Annotated in this window: 15 protein-coding genes and 1 pseudogene; 11 read left to right on the forward strand and 5 right to left on the reverse strand. The window is 47.4% G+C overall.

The window, feature by feature from the left end; translation table 11 throughout:
• Nucleotides 1–119: 119 nt before the first annotated feature.
• The 4 genes from AC07KQ_RS10450 to AC07KQ_RS10465 all read right to left on the reverse strand — a co-directional run bounded on the left by AC07KQ_RS10450 (nt 120) and on the right by AC07KQ_RS10465 (nt 5498).
• Entirely contained in the window at nt 120–500 is a 381-nt protein-coding gene (locus tag AC07KQ_RS10450; protein ID WP_003580439.1) for an HIT family protein, read from the reverse strand.
• A gap of 103 nt (nt 501–603) precedes the next feature.
• Nucleotides 604–2508, reverse strand: coding sequence for an asparagine synthase (glutamine-hydrolyzing) (asnB, locus tag AC07KQ_RS10455; protein WP_003566883.1), 1905 nt, complete (start codon nt 2506–2508; stop codon nt 604–606).
• Between the two features lie 979 nt (nt 2509–3487).
• Nucleotides 3488–4558 carry a metallophosphoesterase family protein gene (locus tag AC07KQ_RS10460; RefSeq protein ID WP_003585415.1) on the reverse strand — a complete coding sequence of 357 codons (1071 nt, stop codon included), beginning with the start codon at nt 4556–4558 and terminating at the stop codon, nt 3488–3490.
• Between the two features lie 25 nt (nt 4559–4583).
• Nucleotides 4584–5498: a 1,4-dihydroxy-2-naphthoate polyprenyltransferase gene (locus tag AC07KQ_RS10465; protein WP_003580444.1), complete on the reverse strand. Its 915-nt coding sequence runs from the start codon at nt 5496–5498 to the stop codon at nt 4584–4586.
• A 75-nt stretch (nt 5499–5573) separates the two neighbouring features.
• Between AC07KQ_RS10465 and AC07KQ_RS10470 the strand changes: the two genes are divergently transcribed.
• From AC07KQ_RS10470 to AC07KQ_RS10505, 8 genes and pseudogenes are all read left to right on the forward strand, one after another.
• Nucleotides 5574–6542 (forward strand): polyprenyl synthetase family protein, encoded by a 969-nt coding sequence (locus AC07KQ_RS10470; protein WP_016367266.1) that lies wholly within the window; start codon nt 5574–5576, stop codon nt 6540–6542.
• Between the two features lie 290 nt (nt 6543–6832).
• Nucleotides 6833–8038 carry an acetate kinase gene (locus AC07KQ_RS10475; protein ID WP_003566891.1) on the forward strand — a complete coding sequence of 402 codons (1206 nt, stop codon included), beginning with the start codon at nt 6833–6835 and terminating at the stop codon, nt 8036–8038.
• Between the two features lie 228 nt (nt 8039–8266).
• A pseudogene (locus tag AC07KQ_RS10480) lies at nt 8267–8465 on the forward strand (hypothetical protein).
• A gap of 173 nt (nt 8466–8638) precedes the next feature.
• Nucleotides 8639–9526, forward strand: a complete 888-nt coding sequence (locus AC07KQ_RS10485) for an ABC transporter ATP-binding protein (protein WP_003566893.1) — start codon at nt 8639–8641, stop codon at nt 9524–9526.
• Nucleotides 9527–9528: 2 nt separating this feature from the next.
• Nucleotides 9529–10800: an ABC transporter permease gene (locus tag AC07KQ_RS10490; protein WP_480156556.1), complete on the forward strand. Its 1272-nt coding sequence runs from the start codon at nt 9529–9531 to the stop codon at nt 10798–10800.
• 13 nt (nt 10801–10813) lie between these two features.
• Nucleotides 10814–11209, forward strand: coding sequence for a GntR family transcriptional regulator (locus tag AC07KQ_RS10495; protein WP_003566897.1), 396 nt, complete (start codon nt 10814–10816; stop codon nt 11207–11209).
• Entirely contained in the window at nt 11199–12065 is an 867-nt protein-coding gene (locus AC07KQ_RS10500) for an ABC transporter ATP-binding protein (RefSeq protein WP_003576081.1), read from the forward strand. Before AC07KQ_RS10495 ends, AC07KQ_RS10500 begins: the two co-directional genes overlap by 11 nt.
• Entirely contained in the window at nt 12058–12702 is a 645-nt protein-coding gene (locus AC07KQ_RS10505) for an ABC-2 transporter permease (RefSeq protein WP_003580448.1), read from the forward strand. Before AC07KQ_RS10500 ends, AC07KQ_RS10505 begins: the two co-directional genes overlap by 8 nt.
• A 107-nt stretch (nt 12703–12809) precedes the next feature.
• On the opposite strand, the gene AC07KQ_RS10510 is transcribed toward AC07KQ_RS10505, so the two are convergent.
• Nucleotides 12810–13595, reverse strand: a complete 786-nt coding sequence (locus tag AC07KQ_RS10510) for a glucose 1-dehydrogenase (RefSeq protein WP_003571168.1) — start codon at nt 13593–13595, stop codon at nt 12810–12812.
• Between the two features lie 628 nt (nt 13596–14223).
• On the opposite strand from AC07KQ_RS10510, the gene AC07KQ_RS10515 reads away from it, so the two are divergent.
• The 3 genes from AC07KQ_RS10515 to AC07KQ_RS10525 all read left to right on the forward strand — a co-directional run bounded on the left by AC07KQ_RS10515 (nt 14224) and on the right by AC07KQ_RS10525 (nt 18414).
• On the forward strand, nt 14224–15345 hold the full coding sequence (locus AC07KQ_RS10515; RefSeq protein WP_003580461.1) for an alanine dehydrogenase: 1122 nt from the start codon (nt 14224–14226) through the stop codon (nt 15343–15345).
• Between the two features lie 12 nt (nt 15346–15357).
• Nucleotides 15358–16377 carry a bifunctional threonine ammonia-lyase/L-serine ammonia-lyase TdcB gene (tdcB, locus tag AC07KQ_RS10520; RefSeq protein WP_003580463.1) on the forward strand — a complete coding sequence of 340 codons (1020 nt, stop codon included), beginning with the start codon at nt 15358–15360 and terminating at the stop codon, nt 16375–16377.
• 111 nt (nt 16378–16488) lie between these two features.
• The gene (locus AC07KQ_RS10525) at nt 16489–18414 is read left to right on the forward strand and encodes an OPT/YSL family transporter (protein WP_016382147.1); all 1926 of its coding nucleotides are present in this window, start codon (nt 16489–16491) and stop codon (nt 18412–18414) included.
• The last annotated feature ends 12 nt before the right edge of the window (nt 18415–18426 follow it).

The raw sequence follows: 18426 nt of genomic DNA on the forward strand, positions 1-18426 counted from the left end.
CATCAAAAACCCGTCAATTTTTGGCGGGTTTTTGATGTATGCAAGGAATATCAAGCAAAAATTGACGCCACTCGTGTCTTATTTGCCGAAAATACATGATTTGACTGTCTACATCTAAATTAGGCAAATTCTTGGCCATTCGGTAGCATTTTCCGAATACCGCCAGCAGGATTAGGATCATCCCCACGGTATCGCGGGATCAAATGCAGGTGGCAATGCATCACTGTTTGACCGCCATACAGGCCGACATTAGCGCCAACATTATAACCATCAGGATGATATTGCTGGTCAATCAACGTTTTGCCTGCATGAATGAGACGATTGATGGCTAACAGCTCCTCCTCGCTTAGGTCGAAGAAGTTGCTTCGATGCGTCCGCGGAATCACAAGCAAGTGACCCTGGCTCACAGGATGAATATCCCAAAAGGCCACTGCGAGATCATTTTCAAGAATGATACTGGCTTGAGGAAGATGGCAAAAGATACAGTCGGCTTGTGACATCATGGTGTCCTTTCTGATTAAGTCTCAAATCAAAAATAAGCACAAGGCGCTTGCAGCTCTGAACTGCTGCATTTGCCTTGTGCTTATTATTCAATACGATGGATTATGCTTCAAGTTTCTCTTTACTTGAATCTGCAATATAATGCGGCACTTCATCATCGATGAAATAGACCTTGTACCAAACAAGGAAGGTGTAAATCGTCCAAACTTTCCGACGATCATCGCTTTCCTGCCGATACGTACGATCCAAGATATCGAGAATGGCATCCTGATCGAAGAATTCCTTGACCCAGTCTTGTTCAAACATTTTGCGGACCGTCTTGTAGAACGGTTCGTCTTCCAACCACTGCTTGACCGGCACTGGGAAACCGAGCTTTTCACGACTCGCCCATTCTTCCGGTAAGTGACGGTTAGCAGCTTCACGCAATGCATACTTCGAGTTGTGCGAATTGATCAGATACTTGGTTGGGATACCAGCCGCGACCTTAGCCACTTCCTTATCAAGGAACGGTACCCGCAATTCCATCGAGTTGGCCATCGACAACTTGTCAGCTTTCAAAAGAATATCTTTTGGCATGAACTGGTGGATGTCGAGATACTGCATCTTCTTAACTTCATCATCGTAATGACGTACCTTTTTGTACGAAGCGGTCACGATGTCACGAACACTCTCACTTTGCCGAAATTCCGGTTGTAAGATCTTGTCAGCCTGGCCCTCATGAAAAACCAGTGCTTCGCCGATGAAGAATTCTTCGGCAGGGGCTGTTGATTCATAAAGATGCAAGCGGCCATGGAAATTCGGCATCTTTTTCAGGCCATGGGCGATCGTATACTTAACACCTTTTGGCAACTTGCGTAAACCGTCCGCAAAGACTCGAATGGCGTGGCTGCGCGTATGGAAGCCATAGTTCGCATAACCAGCAAAGAGTTCATCAGCACCTTCCCCAGACAAAATAACGGTCACGTCTTTGTGTGCCAGTTTCGTTAGGAAGTATAGCGGTACACAGGAAGGATTGGAATCTGGTTCATCCAAATGATATTGAATCAATGGGAAGTTATCTAACGCTTCTTTTTCAGTAACAATATCACTAGTGTTATCCAAACCGAGTTTGTCACTGAGTTCCTTAGCGGCAACGCCTTCGTGATACTTTTTGTTGTCAAAACCAATTGAGAAGGTATGCTCTGGCCGCAACAAGGCGGTGATATAAGAGGAATCGACCCCTGATGAAAGTAAAGACCCGACTTCGACATCGGAAATCCGGTGAGCATCAACTGACTCAGAAACACTCTTGTCAATAGCTGCAACAGTATCTTCAAAGCTCAAATTGTTCGCCTTGAAATCCATGTCCCAATACTTCTTAATGGTTAACTTGTTATCCTTCAAGGTAAAATAGTGCCCTTCAGGAATCCGGTAAACCCCTTTAAAGAAAGTCTCATCCAAAGCCGAATATTGGAAAGTCAAATAAGGCTTCAGTGCTTCCTTGTTCAATTGTTTCTTAAACTTAGGATGTTTCAAAAATGCTTTGATTTCACTACCCACAATAAAGGTATCGCCATCGTGATAGTAATACATCGGCTTGATCCCAAAGAAATCACGCGCGCCAAACATTTCCTTCTTATTATCATCCCAGATAAGGAAGGCGAACATCCCGCGAATCTTCTTGAGAAGTTCGTCCATCCCATATTCCTCATAACCGTGAAGCAGAACCTCGGTATCGGAATGGGTCTTGAACACATGCCCAGCAGCAATCAAATCCTTGCGAATGCTCTGGAAGTTATAAATTTCCCCATTAAAGATGATCGCAACTGTGCCATCCTCATTCAGGATCGGCTGCGAACCACCTTTTAAGTCAATGATCGACAACCGGCGGAATCCGAGGGCAACGTTATCATTGATATATTCGCCGCTGGAATTGGGACCCCGGTGTTTGATCATGTCCATCATGTTATTAATAACTGGCTTTTTATTTAAAATTGTCTTGTCCGCAAACGCGATGATTCCGCACATACAGTTAACCCCTTTTCGCGTGAATGACGATCATTACTTGTTTCAGTATAAAGATTTAGCGTCGCAAGTCAATTCAAGAGCGTGAGCCACCCCGGTTAGAAACCGGAGTGTAAGTGGCCTTGGCCGTGATGGCCTGGGTTTGGCTATTGCGGTCAAGGTCCTTACACGCAGGTTTCTGGGGTGGCGATCGCGTTTAAATCAGAGCGTGAGCAGGCCCGGTTAGAAACCGGAGCATAAGTGGCCTCGGGCATAAATGGCTGGGCTTTGGCCATTTATGTCCGAGGTCCTTATGTGCAGGTTTCTGGGCCTGCGAGCGCGTTTCGGAAAACAGCCGGAATCAGTGGTTCAGTTTGGCTGTATCACAGCCGCGATGATCATTCACCCTCCTACTTTCCAAAAAAACGCAAAAAAACAGAGATCCAAGTTCCTACAGGTGAACTTGGATCTCCTAAGTTAAGGATTTGACCGATGCAATAATCTCAAAACTTTTCTTGGTACTAATTGTAAAACCTTCTTCGATAACCTTAATACTGCGACACCTTCTAAAAAATACTTATTCACTTGTACGGAACGACGAGTGTTGAAATGATGTTGCCCTATAACTAGGCGTTGTTTGGTGGTCCTATTGACACACCCTATTGAACATCTATGGGAAGCTCATTGCCCCGCTTGGATTACTGAGTCTTTTTATTAGCCTCGTACCTCCATGTGTGTTCATCTTTGGTCAGTTGGAACATGAATCGTACGACTGGTGGCGCAGATACTTACTGCACCAACGCTCTATTTGTCTATTCGTGCTTTGCGACACACACATCACTTTCGAGCTGGTTCGTCTTGGTAATGCTAGACAAGGATCGTAATGCTCGGTTCCTGCATCGACCTTTTGGTTCTTCCTTAACTTCAATTAAAGTGTATCATGTAAGCGCTAACTTTGCAAGCTAATCACGTCATTTATTTAAAAAAATCGTTCCATCCGCGCTCAATACTGAAAACGCCGAACACGGCTCGCAGCACCATAGCCATATAAGCTAAGCAGCCGCTGTTGCGTATCCACACTCACCACATAACCGGCATATTCGCTCGGCAAACCAAAACGTCGATCATACCGGCGATTAAACTTGGTTGTTAGACCGTGATGACGGCCCATCAACGCGCTTGTATTCTGCAGGCTGTAATGAATGCCATTAACAATGTAATCTGCTTCTAAATGATAGTGCCCAGCTAAATAACCAACCACTCGGCCGCTTGACTGCCTAAAGTCAAACCGCAGACGACCGCCAAACGCTGGTGCCTCGCCAGTATGCAACACCCCGCTCGCGTGGAAGTTAAAGGCTCGCAATAACTCATGGACAGCGCGGCCATTAAATTTCAGTGCCGGCTGGCCATTTTCCTTCAGGGCTGGGGCATGGCTCAACAACAAGACATCTCGCTTACCAGCACCTTTTAATGCCAATGCAAAATTCCGGAGCTGAGCGAATGAGACCGCAAGTGTTTTCTTGACATCAAAAGCCTTGTGACCATCAATCAAAGGGACATCTGCCGTATTCAAAACAATGATCCGCAAGTTAGGAAAGTCTTGAACCATTAGCCCTTCTTGCGAAACAGCCACCCCTATCTGCTCAGCATTTGGTCTAAAAATCATCGTCTGGTTCACTTCTGGCAAAAAGCTGCCGCGATGCCCTGCCCGCTTTTCGGCAAACTTGTCATTATCGTCATGATTGCCTTTTGTCACCAGAAACGGGACAGAACCGCTTTGATAATCAGCCATGATGTTCCGTAATCGCAGTCGAGTCAGCCATGGTGCCTCGGACCCATCCACCAAGTCGCCAAGATGGACCCGGAGTGCCAGTGGTAATTGGTCACTTAACCATTGCTGTTCGCGTACATGCCAGTATCCAGTAGGTCCATAATAAGTGGTGGCAAATTTTGCCTTATCGTGGGTATCCGTGATCAACGCAAAGTTTACGGCTGAAGGCGACAGCAATGGCGAGATTGCGGAAACAAATCTGGTCAGATCTTTTTTGACAAATGGTCGGATTGCAATGCTCATGAAAACCTCCATCGTGATATTCGGGTCAGATATTCAAGAAGACGCCTAATGCGAGAAAGACAACCTGGGCCAACGTCGTGATAAAAAGATTCTTGATGGCATTCGGAAAAGTCAGTTTTTTAACCGGATTGGCGGCAAAACCGCGCGCGTTCTTCACCACAATGGGCACGGTAATCAGCGTTAGCAAGGTTAATTTTGGCAGTAACCCCAGCACAACCGCGGCAATCAGCATCAAAAAGCCAACCGTATATAATCCATAGAAGAAGATGATGCTACGCGACCGACCCAGATAATGCACAATCGTTCGGCGCTTGAGTGTTTCGTCCTCTTCTTGATCGGCAATATTATTGGCCAGCAACAAGGCCGCAATCGTACATTGTGCCAATCCGCTGGCAAGATAAACCGCTCCGATCAACGGCCATGAAAAGGCGGTAACATTGAAGACGTTGACATAAACGGCAATTAGGAAAATCACGAAACCCATCGTAAATCCTGAGAAAAATTCCCCATACGGCGTGGCCGAAATTGGTCGCGGACCGCCAGCATAACCATAGCCGACTGCAAAGCTAAACAATCCCATCACCAGCAAGGGCCACCCCGTGCGGCTCACCATCCAGAGGCCCAACACACCGCTGGTTACCATCATACCAACAACCATCCACCCAATCATGCTCGGGTTGAGATGATGAACCCCAATAATGTTAGTCTTCTCGCGAAAACGCAACGCTTCTGTGCGCTCTGATCGTTTGTAATCTTGATAATTATCGTTCGCGTCCACCGCCATGTTAAACAGCAACATGGCCACAAAGAAAACCAGTAATTCAGCGATATGTAACGTATGATAATGATACCAGGCAAACAATGTGCCTAATAAAAACGGAAAAACTGAAGCCGTTTTGGCCTTGATCTCAACCAACTCAAGAAAAACAGATAAAGACATGACAACCTCCAACAATTGACTTTTAAGAATCACATACAGTAGAGTGAATATGTCTATAGGAAAGAGAGAAAATGCATGATTCATCCACTGTGGCACCGATTCCCCATGGTCTATCAACAACTCGAACAGATTCAGCAACGGCTTGAACACGTCGCTGTTTTGCGTGAGCCGCAAGTCCACGCATTGATCCAGCAACAGATCAACGCTGGCGGCAAAATGCTGCGCAGCGGGCTAATGCTTATGCTAGCGCGTTTAGGCAACCCTGACAACGACGATCTCATAACCGCCGGCGCTGCGATTGAGGCCTTACATCTCGCGACCTTGGTTCACGATGATGTACTTGACCACGCCGACCTGCGCCGCGGTTCCGATACCGTCTCAGCTAAATCAGGCAATCGTGAGGCAATCTATGCTGGCGATTTCCTCTTTGCCATCTATTTTCAATTATTAAGCGAACAAAATCCAGCAACAACCGATTTAGCGACCAATGCGCGCGTCATGAAGCACATCTTTATGGGAGAAGTTGACCAAAATGGTCCCAGCGCGCCACTCATTCCAAGTGTTTCCGAATACTTGAAAGCCATCGCCGGCAAAACGGCAGCACTTTTTGCTTTGGCAACTTACACTGGTGCGACAATCGGTCAACTAGACTTTACCGAAAAAAAAGCCGCGTATCGTTTTGGCCGCCAACTAGGCATGGCCTTTCAGATGATTGATGACTTGTTGGATTACACCCAAACAACTGATACGCTGAATAAACCGGTGCTCGAAGATTTACATAATGGCATTGTCACACTTCCGTTAATTTATGCCTATCAAAACGTCCCCGAACAACTCGCCCCACTGGTCGGGACCGCAGCAAAAATCGCTGCCAATAGCGACCGAATTGCGGCAATTGTCAGTGAACACGGCTTGCCCCAAGCCCGTCAACTCGCCACTCGCTACACTGATAAGGCTATCAACGCCCTCGCGCCATTGCCTGATGCGCGCATTAAGCAAGAGCTACGCAAGCTCACTCAGCAATTATTGCGACGAGATCATTGATCGTCTGGACTTCATATATGCCTATCCTTTTTGATAGAAAAGTAAGTACCGGCGGATAAAGTTCAGCTAACAATAGAACCAGCAAATCTAGACTCAGTCGGCTTTCTTTGTGATCTTCCTAACGAAAAATTAAGTATTAAATAGCCCGCCACACTTGTTACATCCGGATTCTGCATCATACCAACTTTTTAAAAATTGAAATTGTAATATTTCAGCCCGACGTTTTCACAAACATTGGGCTTTTTCAGTGGTATGATGTATGTAAAGCAAAAGTGAAAGAGTGATCAAACATGGCAAAAGTTCTCTCCATCAACGCTGGCAGCTCCTCACTCAAATGGAAGCTGTTCGAGATGCCAAGTGAGCGCCAGCTTGCAGAAGGCGCGACTGACATCCTGAAACAATCAACCGTCAAGATCAAGTATGGTACTGATCAAGCTTACGAAAGCGCTACCCCAATTTGCAATTATCGTGACGCTGTTGCCAACCTGCTCTCTAACCTGCAAACACTCGGACTCGTACAAAATTTGGATGAAATTACCGGCATTGGCCATCGCGTGGTAGCTGGCGGGGAATTATTTTCCGCCCCAATTGTCATTGATGATCGTGTTCTGGCGCAGATTCGTGCTCTGCGTGATTATGCTCCGCTCCACAATCCGGTTGAAGCCGACTGTATCGCCATCTTTCGCAAAATGATGCCTTGGGCACTTGAAGTCGCAGTATTTGATACCGCATTTCATCAAACCATGAAACCAGTCAATTATCTTTACAGTATTCCGTATGAGTATTATCAAAAGTATGGTGTCCGTAAATACGGTGCGCATGGAACCAGCGTTCGCTATGTGAGTGCTCACGCCGCCAAAATGCTTCGCAAACCATTGGCACAAATGCGAATGATTGTGATGCATCTTGGGGCGGGGTCAAGCATCACGGCCATCCAAAACGGGCAATCGGTTGACACATCGATGGGCTTTACCCCTTTGTCCGGTGTCACGATGGGCACGCGTTCAGGCGATGTTGATGTGTCACTCATCGGCTATCTGATGAAGAAACTTGCCATCACCGATGTCGATCAAATGATTGATATCTTAAACACAGAGTCAGGCTTACGCGGGATCTCCGGCATTAGTCATGATGTTCGCGACCTTGAAGCCGCTGCGCCGACTAACCCGCGAGCCAAACTGGCGCTTGATATCTTTGTGAACCGCATTGTTAAATATGTCGGTGCTTATGCCGCCTTGATGGACGGTGTCGATGTCCTAGTCTTCACAGCTGGCATCGGCGAACACAGCAGTGACATTCGGGCACGCGTCATGCAATCTTTAGATTATCTCGGCGCGCGGATTGATGCGAGCTTAAACACTCAAATCCACGATAACGCAGGTGACATTACTGCAGCTGATTCAAAGGTCAAAACACTGGTCATCCCCACAAATGAAGAATTGATGATCGTCCGCGACGTCATGTCCTTAAGCCAAGCAGTGGCGCAAGCGGAATAGTGGTAGGCGTTCGCTAGCCCAGAAACAGAACTGGCGAACGCGCTACGATCGAGCATGAGCAAGCCCGGTTAGAAATCGACGCGTTATAGGCTTCCCTGCTGGCGCCAACAGCAGGAACAGGTGAGAACATCATTCACAGTCGTCAAATAAAGCGAACAGTTTTCCTGCACAAGGGAAACTGTTCGTTTTTTTATCATGGATAATTTTTATTGGGATTTAAAGATCCTAGTGCCAAGGCGGAGCAATCGTAGGCCAGATGGGGCTCAGCCGTGCAAACAACACAGCGACCGGGCTTTGTCGCTGATGTTGTTAGGCGACTTCGAGACCGCGGGCTTTGCGGTCTCGAAGCGCCGTCTCCGCTCTAGCTCCGCGTCGCCACCCCATCTGGCCGGAGATTGCGGAGTTTGGCATGGCAAGAAAGTTTTAGCCTGAATTCATTCCTACGATTATTTGGCACTAAACAAATCATAAGTCCCAGGAGGAAATTGGGTTTTTTCCTCAAAAATAACCGACATCAACTACTTGCCTTTTCTTCATCCGCTGTCTATACTGTGTATATATTACATATACAGTATAGACACATCAAAGGAGATGTTCGCCATGCTCACTGTCACAGGCTTAACGAAACGATTTGGTTCAGCAACTGCTGTTCACGATGTTTCCTTCACGATCCAACCCGGTGAAATTCTTGGCTTGATCGGTCAAAACGGCGCTGGTAAAACGACCACTTTTCGCATGCTACTCAATTTGCTTCAAGCTGATCACGGTAATATGACTTGGAACGATCAACCGCTATCTTTGCTCAGCCGTGAGACGATTGGTTATCTCCCCGAAGAACGTGGTCTTTATCCCAAAATGACCGTTGTTGATCAGATTTGTTTTTTCGGAGAATTACATGGCATGAAACGCGCTGCGGTGATGGCTGTTCTGGATCAATGGCTAGATCAATTTCAGGTCAAAGGTAAGCCAACCGATTTGGTCAAAGATCTCTCTAAAGGTAATCAGCAAAAAGTTCAACTCATTGCGGCCATGATTCACAACCCGCAGTTCATCATTTTAGATGAGCCCTTTTCCGGCTTAGATCCGGTGAATGCTGGCTTGCTTGAAGCTGGTATTCGGCGGTTGCGGGATGCTGGAAGTGCCATTATTTATTCTAGCCACGACATGGGCAATGTTGAGGCCATTTCCGATAAATTGGTGATGTTGAAAAATGGCGAAGTCGTTTTATCAGGTGCTCTCAATGATATTCGCGATCAATTCGGCCAAACTCGCCTCTACATTCAATCTCCTCTCACCCAAGAACAATTGCTATCCTTCCCCGGCGTGGTCGGTGTCGCCCAACGCTCCCGAGGGTTTCTCGTTAAATTGGCTGAGCCACAAGCCGGTCATGACATTTTCACAGCGGCCACCCAACAAGGTTATATTCCTGAATTCAGTCAGCAAGCACCTTCCCTAGATGAAATCTTCCGAATGAAAGTTGAGGCCTAGTCATGAAAAAAATGGATGTGATTTTCCGCCAAGTCTTCTTCAAGAATCTTAAAAGTAAAACCTGGTTGTGGATCGTGATCGGTCCGTTGGTGCTGGCCGCTGTTTTCGGCGGGGTTTTTTGGCTGATGAATCAAACTAATCAAACTAGCAAAATCGGTGTCGTGACGTCCAGCACAGCATTGACCAGCACGCTGAAAGCAAGCAGTGATGATGATCAACGCTACATCAGCTATTCGTCAACGGCAGCGGCCAAGCGCGCGATGGCTGACGAAGATCTTGATGGGGTCTTGACCATCAGTACGCAACCAACCACCCATGCCAGCCTCATTGAACGAACTGATGGCAATGGTATCAACCAAACCCAGCTGCAAAGCGTCTTAGCACAGGCACATACTAAAGAAGTTGCGGCTCAGTTGAAATTATCGACCACGCAACTGCAAAGTCTTTTCGCGACACCCCAGCTGGCCACCAGCAGTGTCTCCGTTGATAAAGGAAAACTTGTCAGCCGGTCTGCCAAGACTCAAAAATCAGGCGCTATGGTCGGGTTTATTCTCGGCATGCTGATATATACCTTTGTCATTAGCTACGCTTCCATGATGGCACAGGAAATCGGCACTGAAAAAGGCTCCCGCATTGAGGAATCCATCCTCACTGCCATCACGCCGCAAGCACAGTTTTTTGGTAAACTGCTGGGTATTTTAGCCTTGATGGCCGTCCAAATGGCGATCTACGGCGTTGTGACGCTTGCCGGTGGTCTCTTACTGCAACGTTTACCGAAGAATCCGCTATCCAGTTTGATGACGAACATTGATCTCAGCGGTATCAGCTTAAATATGCTGATTTTCAGTCTCGCTTTCTTTTTTGTCGGCACGCTCACTTACACCGTTTTAGCTGCTTTAACTGGCTCACTGGTTGCTAATCAAGAACAAATCGGCCAAGCCACGACCCCAATCGTTATGCTGGGAATGCTAGGCTATTTCGGCGCTTTGATTGTTGCTGGCGGAACCTCACCGATCCTTAACATCGCCAGCTACATCCCCTTCCTATCGACCATGATGATGCCGGTTCGCCTAGGCGCAGGACAGGTCACTGCTGTTGCCGGGTGGTCAGCATTAGGCATCAATCTCGTTTTCCTAATCTTATTCACTTGGCTCACCGTCAAATTTTACCAGACCAATGTGTTAAGCTATTCAGATGGCGGCATGTTGAAAGCTTTCAAACGCTCATGGCAACTACAACGCGCCGCCCGCAAACCTAAACCTGTTAAATCATGAAACGAGGTTAACCATGCGGATCGTTATTTCGAATCAATCCGGCAAACCGATTTATGAGCAAATTGAAGACCAGATCAAGACTGCAATTCTTTCTGGTCAATTAAAGGTGAATGAACAACTGCCATCAATTCGCAGTCTGGCAAAAGATTTACGGATCAGTGTGATCACCACCACCCGCGCTTATCACGAACTCGAAGCAGCTGGATTCATTACGAATGTGCAAGGCAAAGGCGCCTATGTTTTGGGTCAAGACAGTGCACTTGTGAAGGAAAACGCTTTGCGTGAAATTGAGACCTATCTGAATCAAGCCATCGATACTGCCAAAATGGCGCGCATTGCACCTGAAGAACTACACACGATGTTGGATACATTGATGCACACGGAGGGAGACACTGACAATGACAACTGATCTGCTAACCGTTACGAACTTGACCAAACGCTATGCCGATTATCAACTTGCTAATGTCAGTTTTAGTTTACCCGCTGGCTACATCATGGGCTTCATTGGTCCCAATGGTGCAGGCAAAACGACCACAATCAAAGCCATTTTGGATATGATCAAACCAGACTCAGGTAACATTTCGGTACTTGGTCAAACGACGCCACAAGCCCGCGAAGCGATTCGCGATCAACTTGGGATTGTTTTAGATGGCGCGGTTTATCCTGACTCATGGCCAGCAGAAGCTGTCAATCGTTATGTTGGACCGTTTTTTCCTAATTGGGACACGGCTTATTTCCAGCAACTGCTGCGTGACTTTGATATTCCAACCAAGCCTAAGTATCACGATTTGTCGATGGGCACCAAAATCAAGTTACAGTTAGCGGCCGCTTTGGCACATCATCCTAAGCTCTTGATCCTAGATGAACCCACTTCTGGCTTAGATCCGATTGCGCGTGATGAATTGATTGCCATTCTGCAAGATTTTATTCGCGATGAGCAACACAGCGTTCTTATTTCGACACACAGCATCATGGAGCTCGCTAAAGTGGCGGATTATGTCACTTATCTGTTGGCTGGTAAAATCACGTTCACTGGTCCACTCAGCGATCTCCTTGACCGCTATCTTTTGATTAAAGGCGGACCGAACGATTTGACTGCTGCAATCAAAGCCACCTTAATTGGGTTGCAGGAAAGTCCGGTCGGTTTCTCCGGTGTATGGCCAGCTGACCAAGCAGCAATGTTGCCCGACAACATGATTCAGGAACCTGTCGATTTAGAAACATTGATGATCGCGTTTGGTAAAGGAGGGCATCCCCATGCGTAATGTTACCAAACTTGTCGCCTTAGACATGGGTGCGCTTTACTCCGGCACGCATAAATACCGCTGGTGGTCATATCTGGTTGCTTTTCTGATCGTGCTCATTGCCTTCTTGAATGGTGATGCCGCCACACCACTTGCTGGCGCTATCACCGGTACTAGCGTTGGTATCTTGATGATGCCGTTTGCCAGTGTTGATCGACATGGCTTGGAACAGTTGTACACGATGCTGCCTATCCGCCGCCGAGAGATTGTCGCCAGTCACTACCTATTTGGCTTGCTCGTCATGCTGATGATTGATCTTTATGCCGCATTCATCGTTGCAGTCGGCATGATCGCTCGTTTCAACCCGATACATGACTACCATGCCATTATCTGGATGCTATTTTTCGCAACCGGCCTTGTCTTATTACAAATGACATTGTCGTTTCCTCTAATGATTGGGCTTGGCTTCCAACGTGCCCCGTTAGCTGCTTATTTACCGATTGGCATTGTGTTACTCGCCGTTTTTATTGAAGCCGGCTTAGACCTTGACTTAGCAGTCTTGCGGCCCTGGCTCACGGCGTTCTCCATACTTTTGATCGTCGCCTTTGCGTTTTCTTGGTGGCTGAGTACCTATCTATATAAAAGGCGAGAATTTTAACCTTTAAAAACCAAAAAGCCGTCACCTTGCTGCTTAGAGCAAGATGACGGCTTTTTGGTTGCTTTATTCAGTTGGCAAACAAGCAAGGCTCGTGCATGAATCACGCCTCAACCTTGACCATCTTTAAATGCCGGATATAAAGTCATCCCGCCATCAATGAATAAGGTAATGCCAGTCACATAACTGGATTCGCTGGATGCCAGCCATGCTGCACCAGCTGACACATCTTCAGGTTTGCCAATTCGATTCATCGGTACCATTGAAACTGTCTGGTCATACTGCGCCTTGTCAGCAAATTTCTCGGCGTTAATCGGCGTTTCAATCGCACCAGGGCCAATTGCATTGACCCGAATCCCTTGCTTAGCATATTCCATCGCAATCGTCTGGGTAAAAAGTTTGACTGCACCTTTGGCCGCCGCATAACTCGCGAAGGTTGGCCACGGAATTTGTTCATGCACCGAAGTGATATTAATAATGTTGCCTGCCTGATGGTGTTCAAGAAAATAGTTCAGTGCGGCCCGCGCTCCTAAAAAGACGCCGGTTTGATTAATGGCAATGACTTTGTTCCAGTCCTCCAAAGAGACTTGATGCGTTGGTTCCTTGATTTCCATGCCAGCGTTATTCACCCAGACATCAAGTCCGCCAAAATGCGCCGTTGCTGTTTCAACTAAGCTAGCAATGCCATCTTCTGTAGAAACATCAGCATGGATGCTCACCGCCTGCCCGCCGTTTTTGATCACGGTGTCGGCGACTTGCTTTGCACCTTCATGATCACCTAAATAATTGATCACGACTGACATGTGCTCTTTGCCAAATCGTTCTGCAATGGCAGCGCCGATGCCTTTTGAACCACCCGTCACAATTGCAATCTTTCCGTTCAAGTCTTGATACATGCTCGCTCTTCCTCTCATGCGTGTGGTCACGCAGCGGTCACCTAGAAGGTAGGCCCTAAATTCAGTGTAGGGGTATGGTATTAGATTGTAAAACATTGTGCTGCACTAGGATGCCTTTTCAAAAGAAATCTCAAATTCCGTCTAAAAAAACCAAAAAAAAGCCAAAATAAATCAAAAACGATTTATGAGAATCATCCATCATTTGTAAACACGTGTCTTTTAGGCATTTGGGATTAAATACGCGCAAATATTATTTAGAAACAATAAAAAAGGCTCTGTATCTTTCTCTTCTCAAAAAAACCTTATCAAGACCGATTAAAGTTCCCCCGAATTATTGAGATTTTAGTACTTAGAATTAAAGAGTTCTAAAATCATTATCCAAAGTTCACTTGGTCACAAGTCTTTTATGCCTCTTTTGCGTCAACAATATTTGATATTTAAGACCAATATTCTTCTTTATACATGTTCTTTAACTGCCGGCGTATAGAGTATGAATTAAATATCCGGTGAGAAATAATCGGTAAAACTGTAAGCGGGTACATTTTATATGTGAGAAATATCACACAGTTGTTGTGCTACTTGTTGTGAAGGCCTTAACATTGCTGGTGGAAAGAAAGGACTGATTGTTGTGAAAGTTGGCGTTGTGAAAGAGCAAAAAGCTGGCGAAGGTCGTGTGGCTGTCACACCAGAAAATGTTAAAAAGCTGGTTGATGCAGGAGCGACTGTTTTGGTTGAAGAATCAGCTGGAGTCGGTGCAGGTTTTCCTGATGCAGATTACGCTGCGGCTGGCGGCACTATCGTCAGTCACGCTCAGAGTTGGGATAGTGATCTCGTTGTCAAAGTCAAAGAACCTGACGAGGAAGAATATCAGTATTTCAAACCAGGTCAGGTCGTTTGGGGATTCCAACATTTGGCCTCCTCACCTGCCACTGTGAAAGCCATGCAAGCTGCCGGCACGACAGCTATCGGCGGTGAAACCATCGTTGAAAATGGCGAGTTGGCATTGCTAAAACCGATGAGCGCTATCGCAGGTCGCCGGTCCGTCATCATGGGCGCTTATTATCTTGAAGCACAGCATGGCGGTGAAGGCATTTTATTGCCAGGCACACCGGAAGTTGCTTCAGGCACGGTGATTATTTTCGGTGGTGGGAACGCTGCTTTTAACGCCGCCAGTTTGGCATTAGCCATGGGCTGTCGCGTCACAATCATCGAACTTAAAAAAGACCGCCGTGACTGGTTAGCGAAGCAATTTACAGGTGAAGCCTTGACGCTGCTGCCATCGACGCCAGAGAATCTCGCCGCGGCTATCAAGACCGCCGATGTCTTCATCTCAACCATTCTGATTCCGGGCGCAAAGCCGCCGAAGTTAGTCACAACAGCGATGGTGCAGTCGATGAAACCGGGCAGTGTCCTTGTAGATGTAGCCATTGATCAAGGCGGCACGGTTGAAACTATTGATGCACCAACCTCTATTGATGATCCCGTTTTCACCAAATACGGCGTCATCCATTACGCCGTGCCAAATCAACCAGGCGCGGTACCGCGCACAGCGACGATGGCACTGGCAGTTGGCAACATCAAATATCTTTTGGCAATCGCAAAATCTGGGATTGATGGCGCCATTAAAAATAATCCTGCGCTGGCTTCTGGCGTCAATCTTTATCACGGCCAAGTTACCAACAAAGGCCTTGCCGAATCTTTAAACTTGCCGGTTGTTTCATTAGAAGCAGCTCTTAAGCCGCAACATTAGGAGGTGGCCAATATGATGACCGCAACGCAAACCGTGAGCATAAAAGATGTTCAAGAGGCCAGCCATCTCATTCATGAGGTTGGCCGCGTCACCCCGCTCATTCAATCCATGTTTCTTAGCCGCACCGTTACTCACGGCGATGTGTATCTCAAACTGGAAAACATGCAGCTCACCGGTTCATTTAAGTTTCGCGGTGCTTATAACAAAATCCGCCATCTCAGTGACACCGAAAAAGCTCGTGGTGTCATCACGGCCAGTGCTGGCAATCATGCCCAAGGCGTTGCATTGACAGCTCACTTACTCAACATTGATGCGACAGTTGTGATGCCTAAAACAGCGCCATTAGCCAAACAACAAGCCACGAGCGGCTATGGTGCAAAAGTTGTCCTTGCTGGTGATACTTTTGACGAATCGCGCGCCTTCATGGAACAAAAAGCCAAGGAAGATGGCTTAACCATCGTTGACCCCTACAATGATCCATTGGTCATTGCCGGACAAGGCTCCATCGGCTTGGAGATTTTAGATCAGCTGTGGGATGTTGATACCGTCATCGTACCAGTTGGCGGTGGCGGCCTGATTACGGGGATTGCCACGGTTTTGAAGCATTTTGATCCCTATATTCACATCGTTGGCGTCCAATCAGAAAATGTCCACGGCATGACGGCTTCCTTGCAAGCAGGCAAGTTGACGCGGCAATGTACTGGTCCAACCCTAGCTGACGGCACAGCGGTCGCCATGCCCGGCAATATCACCTTTGGCCTAGCTGAGGAATTAGTCGATGAGATGGTACTCGTCTCAGAAGAAGAAATTGCTGAAGCGATGAAAGACCTTCTCCAACGCACCAAAACCGTGGCAGAAGGCGCCGGTGCATTACCAACAGCAGCCCTCGAGGCTCACAAAATCGCACCGCAATGGCTAGCAGGCAAGAAAGTCGTTGCCCTTGTCTCTGGTGGCAACGTCGATTTGGAACGGGTAGCGGATAACATTGATCATTTCTTTAAAAGTGATCCGACTGGGCACTTCATCGGATAAAAACAGAGCGTGAGCTAGCGCGGTTTCTGGGCTAGCTCATGCTCTCACCATAACGCGATAACGCGCTCGCCAGCGCTGGCTCGCGCTCACTTTCAAAAGGGGGGAAGCACCATGGAAAAGACGTTTTCGAAGCATACCATTGCCAAGACACATTATGTGCCATACGCAACGGATGGTGCCAAGGAAAATAGCGGCGGCAGCACAGCGATCATGATCATGGGCGCCATTTTGGCAACGATCTTCGCAGCATCTACCGCCTATTCAGGCATGAAAGCCGGCCTAACTGTTGCTGCTGGGATTCCCGGTTCGATTATCGGTTCCGGCATGGTCGGTGTCTTTGCCAAAAAGAAAGGTATTTTTGGCAAAAATCTTTTGCAAGGCATGAGCTCAGGTGGTGAATCCATCGCCAGCGGCATGATCTATGTCTTGCCAGCCATTATCATTATTGGCGGAAAAGTCAACTTCTTCGCAGGCATCGCAGTTGGCGCTTTGGCCGTATTGTTTGCTGTCGGTGTTGCGAGTTTAGTTGAAAACTACTTACTTGTCGAAGAAAACGGCAAGCTGATGTACCCAGAATCGACGGCTATCTCCGAAGCCTTAGATGCCAGTGAAGCAGGCGGCGATTCGCTTAAACATATGGGCATCGGCTTTGGCATCGGCGGTATCATCACTTTGCTGACCACTCAGGTTTTCGGCTGGGTGAACAGTGTGATGACCTTCGTCGGCAACTCGTCGTATCGCTGGAAAATTTCAACTGAGGTCAATCCCATGCTAGCCGGCATCGGCTTTGTCGTTGGCTTGGATGTTTCGCTCACCATGTTCGCCGGCTCCATTTTAGCGAACTTCGGGATCACTCCGCTCATCGCTTATTTCACTCAAATGGCTGGTGGCGGTGCCCATGTTTGGAATGACACCCATATGTTGATGTCTCAAATGAACATCGACATGGTCGCTGGCTCCTATACCAAGTACATCGGCGCCGGCATGATGCTCTGCGGTGGGATCATTGGCGCCATTAAATTGATTCCCGTCATTGTCACTTCCATTAAAAAAACATTGAATGCACGCAATGATGTCGGCGAAGAAAAGAATTCGCTCGGTGTGGTTTCCCTACTTGTTGCTGCCATCGCAATCTTCATCGTCGGTGCTTTCTTAGCTGGCAACATCGTGATCGCTATCATCGCCGGTATTTTGTCACTCGTTTTAGCTTTGCTGTTTGTCATCGTTTCGGCGCGACTGGCTGGCACAATTGGTTGTTCCAATGCACCTGTATCGGGGATGACCATTGCAAGTCTCGTGGTCATGACCCTCGTGTTTGCCTTAATGGGCTGGACCGCCAACGCGCATAATGAAATCCTTTTGCTCTTTGGTGTCTTCATTGTCACCGCCATTTCAGTCGGCGGGGCCTATACCCAAACGCAAAAAGTTAATTATTTGGTCGGTGGCCGCCGCTCCGAAATGATGAAGTATTTCATGATTGCTGCCTTGATCGGTGTTGTTGTTGTCGTTGGTACAACCGTCATCCTCGCACCGCAACTGGCCATTAAGAGTGCTAACCCGCCATTCGGTTTACCACAAGCTAACCTGATTGCGACCCTAACCACTGGGATTCTCTCCGGTAATCTACCGTGGATCATGATCATCGTCGGTATCATCATTGCGATTGTCTGCTGGATGCTTGGTCTCTCCATCATGACCGTTGCCTTAGGTTTCTACCTGCCAATCTCCACGACATCCATTATCCTCGTGGGGGCCTTGCTCAAATTATTGATCGAAAAACTGACGAAAGACAAGGCCTTACGCGAAACCCGGTTATCCTCCGGTGTCTCGCTTTCCAGCGGTTTAATCGCGGGCGGTTCCATCATTGGTCTGATCGGGATTATCCTACATGTCACTGGTGTGTTATCCAATCGTGTTCCTGCAGGCTTTGCTGGCAGTAATGGCATGGCTGTCATCTTGCTCATCATCATGGCGGCAACCATCGTCATCCCACTGATGCGAATCAAACAACCAGCTCGCAAGGCTCAAAAACAATAAAGAGGTGTGACA

The organism is Lacticaseibacillus sp. YLM2-1, assembly GCF_056583465.1.

Excerpts from the sequence above, each read along its gene's own strand:
- AC07KQ_RS10450 (WP_003580439.1), bottom strand. The coding sequence starts at position 500 with ATGTCACAAGCCGACTGTATCTTTTGCCATCTTCCTCAAGCCAGTATC.
- asnB (WP_003566883.1), bottom strand. The coding sequence starts at position 2,508 with ATGTGCGGAATCATCGCGTTTGCGGACAAGACAATTTTAAATAAAAAG.
- AC07KQ_RS10460 (WP_003585415.1), bottom strand. The coding sequence starts at position 4,558 with ATGAGCATTGCAATCCGACCATTTGTCAAAAAAGATCTGACCAGATTT.
- AC07KQ_RS10465 (WP_003580444.1), bottom strand. The coding sequence starts at position 5,498 with ATGTCTTTATCTGTTTTTCTTGAGTTGGTTGAGATCAAGGCCAAAACG.
- AC07KQ_RS10470 (WP_016367266.1), top strand. The coding sequence starts at position 5,574 with ATGATTCATCCACTGTGGCACCGATTCCCCATGGTCTATCAACAACTC.
- AC07KQ_RS10475 (WP_003566891.1), top strand. The coding sequence starts at position 6,833 with ATGGCAAAAGTTCTCTCCATCAACGCTGGCAGCTCCTCACTCAAATGG.
- AC07KQ_RS10485 (WP_003566893.1), top strand. The coding sequence starts at position 8,639 with ATGCTCACTGTCACAGGCTTAACGAAACGATTTGGTTCAGCAACTGCT.
- AC07KQ_RS10490 (WP_480156556.1), top strand. The coding sequence starts at position 9,529 with ATGAAAAAAATGGATGTGATTTTCCGCCAAGTCTTCTTCAAGAATCTT.
- AC07KQ_RS10495 (WP_003566897.1), top strand. The coding sequence starts at position 10,814 with ATGCGGATCGTTATTTCGAATCAATCCGGCAAACCGATTTATGAGCAA.
- AC07KQ_RS10500 (WP_003576081.1), top strand. The coding sequence starts at position 11,199 with ATGACAACTGATCTGCTAACCGTTACGAACTTGACCAAACGCTATGCC.
- AC07KQ_RS10505 (WP_003580448.1), top strand. The coding sequence starts at position 12,058 with ATGCGTAATGTTACCAAACTTGTCGCCTTAGACATGGGTGCGCTTTAC.
- AC07KQ_RS10510 (WP_003571168.1), bottom strand. The coding sequence starts at position 13,595 with ATGTATCAAGACTTGAACGGAAAGATTGCAATTGTGACGGGTGGTTCA.
- tdcB (WP_003580463.1), top strand. The coding sequence starts at position 15,358 with ATGATGACCGCAACGCAAACCGTGAGCATAAAAGATGTTCAAGAGGCC.
- AC07KQ_RS10525 (WP_016382147.1), top strand. The coding sequence starts at position 16,489 with ATGGAAAAGACGTTTTCGAAGCATACCATTGCCAAGACACATTATGTG.